The organism is Variovorax brevis (assembly GCF_030317105.1).
GTDB classification, from domain to species: domain Bacteria; phylum Pseudomonadota; class Gammaproteobacteria; order Burkholderiales; family Burkholderiaceae_C; genus Variovorax; species Variovorax brevis.
In genome coordinates this window covers 337,112-348,488 of record NZ_JASZYG010000008.1, presented here as the reverse complement: position 1 = coordinate 348,488, position 11,377 = coordinate 337,112, and the positions used below count along the sequence as shown (strand labels likewise).

The window sequence follows — 11,377 nt, the reverse complement described above, 5'->3', positions numbered from 1 at the left end:
CTCGGCGGTTGTCTCTTCGAAAGGGCGAGCCGGCCGGCGCCTGACCTCAACACGGCCAATCGTTCCCACCATGCTGAGCGACGGCAATCCATTCCCCTTGGGCGCCACCTGCGGTCCCGACGGCGTCAACTTCGCGCTCGCTGCGCCCACTGCCACCGCAGTCGAACTCTGCATCTTCGACCCCACCGGCGCCCACGAACAGCAACGCATCAAGCTTCCCCAATGCACGAATGGCGTCTGGCACGGCCGGCTCCCAAGTGCGCGGCCCGGCCTTGTCTACGGCTGGCGCGTCCACGGCCCCTGGTCGCCACATGAAGGCCAGCGATTCAATTCATCGAAGGTCCTGCTCGACCCTTACGCCAAGGAGATCGTCGGCGAATACCAGGGCGAAGACCTCTTCCTCGGCCACGACCCCTCGAACCCGGAACGCCGCGATCCGCGCGACAACGCCTCCGTCGCCCTCAAGGCACGCGTCACCGCCGCGCTGCCGTCCGCCGGCCATGCGCGCCCGCGCATCGACCCCAGCCACAGGGTTCTGTACGAACTCCACGTCGGCGGCCACACCCAACTGCACCCCGACGTGCCGCCCGCGTTGCGCGGCACTTTCGCGGGCCTTGCCGAGCCCGCCGTGCTCGACCACCTGCAGCGCGTTGGCGTCACCACCCTCAGCCTGATGCCGGTCCAGCAGCGTGCCGACGAAGTCCGCCTGCTCAACATGGGCCTTCGCAACTACTGGGGCTACAGCCCCATTGGCTGGTTCGCGCCCGAATCACGTTACTGGAGCGGCCGCGCGGGCACCACGCCCGCCAGCGAGTTCCGCGCGCTGGCCGATGCGGTGCATGCACGGGGCATGGAACTGGTGATCGACGTCGTCTTCAACCATAGCGCCGAGACCGACGAACTCGGGCCGACGCTGAGCCTGCGCGGCATCGACAACGCGCTCTACTACCACCTGCGCCCCGACGACCCCGCGCTCTATCAGAACTGGACGGGCTGCGGCAACTGCCTGAACCTGGCCGAGCCCCGCGTGGTGCAACTGGTGATGGACAGCTTGCGCCATTGGGTCGACGAACTCGGCGTCGATGGCTTCCGCTTCGACCTGGCCCCCATCCTGGCCCGCCGGGCGGGCGGCGATTTCGATCCGCACGCACCGCTGCTGACGGCCATGGCGCAAGACCCGACCCTCGCCCGCGCCCTGTTCATCGCCGAACCGTGGGACATCGGCCCCGGTGGCTACCGCCTGGGCGAGTTTCCACCGGGCTGGCTCGAATGGAACGACCGCTTTCGCGACACGCAACGCGGCTTCTGGCTGCACCGGAGCGTGGGCATCGGCGAATTCGCGAACCGGTTCACCGCGTCCAGCGATGACTTCCGTCGCCACGGCCGCGCGCCGACCGCCAGCGTCAACTTCATCACCGCGCACGACGGCTTCACCCTGCGCGACCTGGTGAGCTACAACGAGCGCCACAACTTCGCCAACGGCGAGCAGGGCCGCGACGGCCACAGCCACAACCTCAGCCGCAACTTCGGTGTCGAGGGCGAGACCGACGATGCCGAGGTGCTTGCCAAGCGCAGCCGCTTCCAGCGCGTGCTGCTGGCGGCCCTGCTGCTGTCGCAAGGCACGCCCATGCTGCTGGCGGGCGACGAGCTCGGCCACAGCCAGCGCGGCAACAACAACGCCTATTGCCAGGACAACGACATCACCTGGCTGGCGTGGGCGAAAGCCGATGCCAGCCTCACCACTTTTGTGGCGGACGTGCTCGCGCTGCGCCGCGAAGCCGCGCCGCTTCGAAGTGCGAAGTGGTGGCCCGCATCGCCAGCCACTGATGCGCCGGCCCTGCGCTGGCTGGCACCAGAAGGCCGCACGATGACGACCGAAGACTGGGAACGCGGCGACCGGCACGCCATGGCCATCCTGTTCGACGCACCGGCGCCGGCCACCCGATGGCTGGTGCTGGTCAATGCGGAAGACCGCGCCCTGGACTTCAACCTGCCCCCCGGCCAATGGACGCGCCGCCTGGCGAGCCACGTCGACGAAACCAGCGAATCCACCGGTGCAGCCCCCGGCACAAGCTGGCGCCTGCCGCCCGCAAGCCTCTGGATTGCAAAAACATAGGAGCCAAGCGGCTCGCGGGGTGCTAGGCTGATCGCCGGGAAAATCAACCGGAGGCAAAGATGGCAGACAACACACCAACGACCCTGCAGGCGCATCAACTCGTTCGCCGCACCATCGCACTCGTTCTGGCCGGCGGCCGGGGATCGCGGCTCAAACAGCTGACCGATCGACGCGCCAAGCCAGCCGTGTACTTCGGTGGCAAGTTCCGCATCATCGACTTCGCGCTGTCGAACTGCCTGAACTCCGGCATCCGGCGCATGGCGGTGGTGACGCAGTACAAGTCGCACTCGCTGATGCGGCACCTGCAGCGCGGCTGGAGCTTCCTGCGCGCCGAACTCAACGAGATGGTCGACGTGCTCCCGGCGCAGCAGCGCGTGGGCGACGAGCACTGGTACCGCGGCACGGCCGACGCGGTCTATCAGAACCTGGACATCATCCAGACGCGCTCCACGCCGCACGACTACGTCGTCGTGCTGGCGGGCGACCACGTCTACAAGATGGACTACTCCGTCATGCTGGTCGACCACGTCGCCCACGGGCGAGGCTGCACGGTGGGCTGCATCGAGGTGCCGCGCATGGAAGCCGTCGCCTTCGGCGTGATGGACGTCGACGAAGACCGCAACATCACCGAATTCCTGGAAAAGCCGGCCGACCCGCCGTCCATGCCCGGCAAGCCCGACGTGGCGCTGGCCAGCATGGGCATCTACATCTTCGACTCCGAGTATCTCTACCAGCTGCTGGAAGAGGACAACCTCAACCCCGATTCGAGCCACGATTTCGGCAAGGACATCATCCCGCGTGCGGTGGCGTCGAGCCGTGCGGTGGCGCATCCGTTCGGCATGTCCTGCGTCACGCGGGCACGCCGCGGCGCCGACGCGCCGGCCTACTGGCGCGACGTGGGCACGATTGATGCATTCTGGGCTGCCAACCTCGATCTGGCTTCGATTACTCCCGAACTCGACATCTATGACACCGATTGGCCCATCTGGACTTACCAGCGGCAACTGCCGCCGGCCAAGTTCGTGCTCGATCGCGACGGCAAGCACGGCATGACGGTCAACACCATTGTCTCGGGCGGCTGCATCGTCTCGGGCTCCAAGGTGAGCGATTCGGTGCTGTTCTCGGGCGTGCGGGTGCATTCCTTCTGCGACATCAATCAGGCGGTGCTCCTGCCGGATGTGGAAGTCGGCCGTGCCGCCCGGCTCAAGCGCGTGGTGATCGACCGCGGCTGCGTGATTCCTGACGAAATGGTGATCGGTGAAGATCCCGTGGCCGATGCCGCGCGCTTCGAGCGCACGGAGGGCGGCGTGGTCCTCGTCACCCGCGAAATGTTGAAGCGTTTGACGTAGGCCGATGCGAATATTGCAAGTCAGCGCCGAACTTTTCCCCCTGCTCAAGACTGGCGGCCTGGCGGACATCGCAGGTGCGCTGCCTCTCGCGCTCATGGCCGCTGACCAGGACGTGCGGGTGCTGCTGCCCGGCTTTCCGGCCATCGTGGCCGGCGTCGCGGACAGCGTACTGGTGGCCGAATTCGGTGCGCCGTGGGGCGAGCGGGTGCATTTGCGCTTCGGCCGTATCGCCATTTCCGGCACGACGGACATTCCCGCCTATTGGATCGATGCGCCGGCGCTGTACGACCGGCCCGGCAATCCCTACGAGGATGCATCGCGCCACCCCTATGCCGACAACCACCGGCGCTTTGCGCTGCTGGGCTGGGCGGCCGCCCTCCTGGCACGGGGGCTCGATCCGCAGTGGCAACCCGAGATGGTGCATGCGCACGATTGGCACGCCGCACTGGCGCCGGCCTACATGGCGTTTGCGCCCCCCAACGGTCGCCCGCGGGTGGGCAGCGTGTTCACGGTGCACAACCTGGCGTACCAAGGCCTGTTTGCGCCCTGGCACTTCGCCGAACTGGGACTGCCGTCCGCCGCCTTCGGCGTGAACGGACTCGAATACCACGGACAGCTCTCCTTCATGAAAGGCGGGCTGTGCTTTGCCGACCGCATCACGACCGTGAGCCCGACCTATGCGCGCGAGATCCAGACGCCCGAGCAAGGCTGCGGCCTCGATGGCTTGCTGCGCAGCCGCGCGGGGGTGCTCACCGGCATCCTCAACGCCGTCGACGACCAGGTCTGGAATCCCGCCACCGACAGCCTGATTCCCCATCACTACGACGTGAAGCGATTGCCCGGCAAGGCGCGTTGCAAGGCCGCGTTGCAGGATGAGCTGGGATTGGCGCCGCTCGCCGATGCACCGGTGTTCGTGGTCGTGAGCCGGTTGACCGAACAAAAAGGCCTGCACCTGGTGCTGGAAGGGCTCGATGGCCTGGTGGCGCAAGGTGGCCAGCTGGCCCTGCTCGGCAGCGGCGACGCCTGGCTCGAAAACGCGTTCCGCGACCGGGCTGCCGCCAATCCGCAATCGATCAGCGTGACCCTGGGCTACAGCGAACCACTGGCGCATCGGCTGTTCGGCGGTGGCGACGTAACCGTCGTTCCCTCGCTCTTCGAGCCTTGCGGCCTGACGCAGATGTACGGCCTCAAGTACGGCAGCCTGCCGCTGGTGCACCGCATCGGAGGCCTGGCCGACACCGTGGTGGACACCACCTTCGAAGACATGGCCAGCGGCGAAGCCACCGGCTTTTGCTTCGACACCTTCAATGCCGCCAACTATGCGCGCGCGATGCGCCGCGCCTTCGCGGTCTACCGGCGCCCCACCGACTGGAAGGCGGTGCGCGCCAACGCCATGCGCCGCCCGGCCGACTGGGGGAGCGCCGCATCCCGTTACATCGAGGTCTATGGCCAGGCACTCGCCTGAGCCGGCGCCTTCGGAACCCAAGCTTCGCACCATGACCATCGAAGATTTCAAATACGACCACCCCGATCGCGACGTTGCAGCCTTCAAGCTCGCCGTCGCGAACAAGCTCATCTACGCCGTCGGCAAGGACCCGGTCGCCGCCAGCCAGGACGACTGGCTGCATGCCACGGCCCTGGCGGTGCGTGACCAGCTCGTCGAGCGCTGGATGGCGACCACGCGTGCCCAGTACTCGCAGAAGCTCAAGCGCGTGTACTACCTGTCGATGGAATTCCTCATCGGGCGCACCTTCACCAATGCGCTGCTCGCGCTGGAACTGCAGGCCACCGTCAAGCAGGCGCTGGCAGACTTCGGCGTCGACATCGATGCGCTGGCCGAGCGCGAACCCGACGCGGCGCTGGGCAACGGCGGCCTGGGCCGGCTTGCAGCCTGCTTTCTCGATTCGATGGCGACCCTGGGCGTGCCGGGCATGGGTTATGGCATCCGGTATGAATACGGCATGTTCCGCCAGCGCATCGTCGACGGCCAGCAGGTGGAGACGCCCGACTACTGGCTCACGCGCGGCAATCCCTGGGAATTCCAGCGGCCTGAAGTCACCTACCGCGTGCGCTTTGGTGGCCACGTGCAGCGCCCGCAAGGCAAGGGTGCACCTTACGGCGCCGCGCGCTGGGTCGACACGCACGATGTGCAGGCCGTGGCCTACGACACCATCATTCCAGGCTACGGCACGCAGGCGACCAACACGCTGCGCCTGTGGTCGGCGCGCGCCACCGAGGAGATTGATCTCTCGGCCTTCAACCGCGGCAACTACATGCAGGCGGTGGAGAGCAAGAACCATTCGGAGAACGTCTCGCGCGTGCTCTACCCGGACGACTCAACGCCTTCGGGGCGCGAGCTGCGCCTGCATCAGGAATATTTCTTCGTCAGCGCCAGCGTGCAGGACCTGATCCGCCGCTACCTGCGCAACCACACCAGCTTCGACGACCTGCCCGACCAAGTCAGCATCCATCTGAACGACACGCACCCGGTGCTTGCCGTGCCGGAGTTGATGCGCCTGCTGATCGACGAACACGACCTGCCGTGGGACACCGCCTGGGCCCACACGCAGAAGGTCTTCAGCTACACCAACCACACCTTGATGCACGAGGCGCTGGAAACGTGGCCGGTCGAGATGTTCGGCCGCGTGCTGCCGCGGCACCTGCAGATCCTGTTCGACATCAACACGAAGTTCTTGGCGGCCGTGACGCAGGAGCACGGCCACGACGTCGAGCTGATGCGGCGCCTGTCGTTGATCGACGAATCGGGCGAGCGCCGGGTGCGCATGGCCTACGTGGCGGTGCTGGCCAGCCATTCGATCAACGGCGTGTCGGGGCTGCATTCGGAGCTGATGAAGCAATCGATCTTTTCCGACTTCGCCAAGCTCTACCCCGATCGCTTCAACAACAAGACCAATGGCGTGACGCCACGCCGCTGGCTGGCGCAGGCCAATCCGCCGCTGGCGAAGCTGCTGGACGCGCGCATCGGCCGCGGCTGGCGGCGCGACCTGAACCAGCTCGAAGCCCTGCGGCACATGGCCGAGCAGCCGACCTTCGTGCGCGCCTTCCGCCACGCCAAGCGGGAGAACAAGCTGCGCTTGGCCAACTGGATCGAGCAGCACCTGAACCTGACCGTGGACACCGACGCGCTGTTCGACGTGCAGGTCAAGCGCATGCACGAATACAAGCGGCAGCTGCTCAACGTGCTGCACGTCATCACGCGCTACCACCGCATCCTTGAAGCGCCCGAAGCCGGCCACGTGCCGCGCGTGGTCGTGTTCGCCGGCAAGGCGGCATCGGCGTATCACATGGCCAAGATGGTGATCCGGCTCATCAACGACGTGGCCGCGGTCATCAACAACGACGAGCGCGTGGGCAAGTTGCTCAAGGTGGTGTTCCTGCCCAACTACAGCGTGAGCCTGGCCGAGGTGATCATGCCGGCAGCGGACTTGTCGGAACAGATCTCGACGGCCGGCACCGAGGCATCGGGCACCGGCAACATGAAGTTCGCGCTGAACGGCGCATTGACGATCGGCACGCTGGACGGCGCCAACGTCGAGATGCGCGAGGCCGTGGGACCGGAGAACATCTTCATCTTCGGCAACACCACGCCGCAGGTGGCTGACATTCGCGCCAGCGGCTACCAACCACGCGAGATCTACGACGCCAATCCGGAGCTGCAGAACACGCTCGACAGCATCCGCGATGGCGAGTTCTCGCACGGTGAAACCTCGCGCTATCACGAGATCTACGAGGCGCTGATGAGCTGGGGCGACCATTACCTGCTGCTGGCCGACTACGAGAGTTATGTCGAGGCGCAGGACAAGGTCGATGCGCTGTACCGCAACCCGGATGCGTGGACGCGGATGGCGATCCTCAACGTGGCCGGCATGGGCGCGTTCTCGTCGGACCGGACGATTGCCCAGTACGCGCATGAGATCTGGCATACCAGGCCTGTCTCGCTGAACTGAATCCTTCCCCGACCGGCCGGCGGTTGATGGGCGCCGCGGCACGGCGCGAGCGCCGCTCGGCGATGTGCACTCGTTCGCCAGCGCCGCTGGTTCTCGAACGGCGTCGTCCCTCGCCTGCGCGCGACCGCGCTGCACACTAATTCACATTCTTCGCCAACGACCCGCCTACTCGGACCGGGTCGCACCCGAACTCGGAAATTTCCGAAGGGCACGCACTACTCCGCCTGCATTCATCCAAGGGCCTGAAGCGTCCAATTAACGGTTGAGAAACAAACGTTGCTGCTGGAGAACGCGCAACCGTTGTTTTACGCATGGGATCGGTTCGCGAGAGCGGCAGCAACAGGAGTTTTTATGGCGGCAGTGATGGTTGAAGGTCGGGGCGCACAGGTAGTGCAGGCACCCGTTGTCTACGACGAGCAGGACACCTTGCTGGGGGCGGTGCGCTGGTTGTGTGCGCATCATGGCGTTGCACTCAGCGAAGCCGCCTTGCGCGCCGGGCTGCCACGTGGCGGGCGACTCTCGCCCACGCTGGCCTTGCGCATCATGGAGCAGGCCGGCATCGGCGCGGGATGGGTCAAGCGCGACATCGGCGGCCTGCTGTCCCACCTCTTTCCCATCGCCGTGATGCGCAAGGACGGCGGTGCGTGCATCCTCACTGCGCGCCACGGCAGTGGCGACTCCGCGACCTACGAGGTCGTCTTCCCGGACGCCGGCGACGGCAGCTCGACGCTCGGCGTCGAGGAGATGAACGAGTTGTACGCGGGGCATGCGCTGCTGGCCAAGCCACGCGCGCGGCTGGACGACCGCGCCGGATCGACGCTCGAGCACACCGAAGGCCACTGGCTGTTTTCCACGCTGTGGCGCTATCGCCGCTACTACGCCAGCGCGGCACTGGCAGCGCTGCTGATCAACGTCCTGACGCTTGCCAGCACCTTCTTCACGATGAACGTGTATGACCGCGTGGTGCCGAACCAGGCCTATGCCACGCTGTGGTCGCTGGCCATCGGCGTCGTCGTCGCGATGGTGTTCGAAACCGTCGCGCGCCACGTGCGCTCGCACCTGGTCGACGTGGCCGGCAAGAAGGCCGACCTGATTCTCGGCGCCATGCTGTTTCGCAAGGTGCTGTCGACGCGCATGGAGTTCAAGTCGAAATCGGCTGGCTCGTCCGCCAACCAGCTGCGCGAGTTCGAGTCGGTGCGCGACTTCGTGACCTCGGCCACGATTGCGACGCTCTCCGACCTGCCCTTCGTGCTGCTCTTCGTCGGCATCATCTTTCTCATCGGCGGACCGCTGGCCCTGGTGCCCTTGCTGGCGATTCCGATCATCATCGTGCTGAGCGTCGCCATCCAGTGGCCGCTGGCGCGCGTGATGCAGGAAAACCTGCGCGAAAGCTCGCTCAAGCAAGGCCTGCTGATCGAAGCGATCGAAGGACTCGAGTCGCTCAAGGCGGCGCGGGGTGAAGGCGTCATGCAGCAGAAGTGGGAAAGCTTCAGCGCGCTGTCCGCAACGAGCTCGATGAAGTCCCGTGCGCTGTCGAGCCTGACGGTGAACCTGGTCACCTTGATCCAGCAGTTGCAGACGGTGATCCTTGTCGTCTGGGGCGTCTACCTGATCCATGCCGGCGAACTGACCCAGGGCGCGCTGTTCGGCGTGGTGATGCTCGCCGGCCGTGCGACCTCGCCGCTGGCGGCTGTGGTCGGTCTGGCCATCCGCTTCCAGCAGGCCAAGACCGCCATGCGTTCGCTGGGCCAGATCATGGCGCAGCCGCAGGAACGGTCGCCGGATCGGCGCTACCTTGCGAAGCCCGAATTCCGCGGCGCGGTCACGCTGAAGAAGATCGGATTTTCGTACCCGGCGCCTCCGATGCAGCCGGCGCCCACGGTGCTGCAGGACATCAACCTGGATTTCAAGCCGGGCGAGCGCGTTGCGCTGCTGGGCAACATCGGCTGCGGCAAATCGACGCTGCTGCGCATCATGGCGTCGATGTACCAGCCAACCAGCGGGCAGGTGCTGATGGATGGCATCGACGTCGTACAGATCGATCCGGCGGACGTGCGCGCGGCCGTCGGCCTGCTGTCGCAGGATGCACGCCTCTTTCACGGCACGCTCAAGGACAACGTCATCATCGGCAATCCGGCCACCACGACGGAGCAGTTCCTCTACATCGCCAAGCTGACGGGCATCGACGCCATTGCGGCGCGACATCCGCGCGGCTACGACATGCCGATCGGCGAGGCGGGCCAGGGCCTGTCGGGCGGCCAGCGCCAGCTCGTCGCGCTCGCACGCTGCCTGCTGCTTCGCCCGCGCGTCCTGCTGATGGACGAACCGACCAGCTCGATGGACCTGCAGACCGAACGCTTCTTCCTCGAGAAGATGGCGGTCGCCACGCGTGGCCAGACGCTCATCGTGGCGACGCACCGGCTGTCGGTGCTCAACTTGGTGGACCGCATCATCGTGATGGACACCGAAGGCAAGGTGACGGCAAACGGGCCCAAGGATGCTGTGCTGGCGAGCCTTCGCGGCACGAGCCCGGCGAGCGTGGCCGGGGCTACTGCATGAGCTGACAGAGCACACTGAATGCGCACCGGTTGGCCGGTGCGCATCGACTTTTCCGACGAGCCAGGCCGCTGCGTTTTGAACCGCAGCGGCCTGGCTTTTTTTTGTTTGCCGTGCCTCTGGTGAGCAGCGCATAGGTCGCCGGGGCGAGTTTGCGGCTAGGGGCGGTGGGAGCCTTGCCCCTGTTTTGACGTGAGACACAGGGGCCTGAAGTCCGCGCCCGATGCCAAATGGCTGGAGTGCCGCGCGGCGGCTGACAGACACAGGGCTTGCGCGGCGCGGTTGGCGTAGCGCTTGGGTTTTGCCGCTCAGCACCTTTGCGACAGTGATCCCACCGGCAGTGCCGCACATCGTCTCTTGCCCCGAGGCGTTCCTGATATCCCGCGCATTGGCCGGGAACACAGTGCGGCCGCGGCGCCAGAGTTCAGCGCTGATCACACCGGCCGTTCGACCCTGGTCACCGAGCGATTGCCGTGTCCGTGTGATCGTCTCGCGACGCGGGATTGCGCGGATTCGCCTTGACCTTGAATCAGGCGCCGTGGCTCGGTCGGATGGTGTCAATCCGTTCAAGCCCACTCCGCGAAGACCATGCAGACTCACCGCCGATCAAATCGCGACGACTCGCTGGCGGCTGTCTTGGCCGCTGCCGTCTTCGCCTCATGCCATGCACATGCAAATTCGCGACTTGAACGCCGCCGACCTGGAGGCCGTCTACGACCTCTTGCGTGACACGGGTTGGCAACACAGGCGCGGCACGCGCGATGAATTCGAGTTGCTCGTCGCTGCGAGCCAGCGTGCCGCTGTCGCGGTCGCGTCCGCCGAGGAAGTCATCGGATTTGCGAGGGCGTTCACTGACGGGCTTTGCATCGGCTACCCTTCCATTGTGGCGGTAGCGCTACCTTCCAGCGCAAAGGCATCGGCAGTGCTCTCATGCGGCATGTCATGAGCACGAATCGGAGGATCACATGGGTGTTGAGGGCTGGCCGAGATGGCGCTGAGGAGTTCTTCCAGTCGCTCGATTGCTGCTTCCACAATCGCCATGAAGCGGCCCAGTACATCAAGAGGTGTGTAACTGGCGCGGGGCACGACACGACCCAGCATCGTGGACTTTGCACGCCAGCCGTCACATTAAGAAATCCGCCTGACGCGACCGCGTGCGCCCTGCGCACCCAAACGCCTCGGTCTTTGGCGCGACTGCTTCAACTTTGACGCTCGGCTGGCGCGAAGGACGAGCCCCGAGCAGGCGAGCAGGGCGGCGCCGGTTAAGTCACCGACGTGGCCCTCTTTGCGGATCCGCCGCCTCGCCCGAGTTTCCATTCAATCGGAAGCGCTCGCCCACTGCGTGAATGCCAACTGGGCACCACTGAGCCGCGCTCGTGGCGCTTGGG

6 protein-coding genes are annotated in these 11,377 nt (G+C 65.9%); all 6 read left to right on the top strand.

Going from position 1 to position 11,377, the window contains the following annotated elements; all coding sequences use genetic code 11:
• Window positions 1-70 precede the first annotated feature (70 nt).
• A complete protein-coding gene (gene glgX, locus QTI66_RS25475; protein ID WP_286562860.1) occupies window positions 71-2,116 on the top strand; it encodes a glycogen debranching protein GlgX in 2,046 nt (681 codons plus the stop codon).
• Between the two features lie 59 nt (window positions 2,117-2,175).
• Window positions 2,176-3,465 carry a glucose-1-phosphate adenylyltransferase gene (gene glgC, locus QTI66_RS25470; RefSeq protein WP_286562859.1) on the top strand — a complete coding sequence of 430 codons (1,290 nt, stop codon included), beginning with the start codon at window positions 2,176-2,178 and terminating at the stop codon, window positions 3,463-3,465.
• Between the two features lie 4 nt (window positions 3,466-3,469).
• Complete coding sequence (gene glgA / locus QTI66_RS25465; RefSeq protein WP_286562858.1) at window positions 3,470-4,930, top strand: glycogen synthase GlgA; 1,461 nt, start codon at window positions 3,470-3,472, stop codon at window positions 4,928-4,930.
• Between the two features lie 31 nt (window positions 4,931-4,961).
• Complete coding sequence (locus QTI66_RS25460; RefSeq protein WP_286562857.1) at window positions 4,962-7,433, top strand: glycogen/starch/alpha-glucan phosphorylase; 2,472 nt, start codon at window positions 4,962-4,964, stop codon at window positions 7,431-7,433.
• A 351-nt stretch (window positions 7,434-7,784) separates the two neighbouring features.
• Window positions 7,785-9,992, top strand: coding sequence for a type I secretion system permease/ATPase (locus QTI66_RS25455; protein WP_286562856.1), 2,208 nt, complete (start codon window positions 7,785-7,787; stop codon window positions 9,990-9,992).
• A 667-nt stretch (window positions 9,993-10,659) separates the two neighbouring features.
• Window positions 10,660-10,935 (top strand): hypothetical protein, encoded by a 276-nt coding sequence (locus QTI66_RS25450; protein WP_286562855.1) that lies wholly within the window; start codon window positions 10,660-10,662, stop codon window positions 10,933-10,935.
• Window positions 10,936-11,377 lie beyond the last annotated feature (442 nt).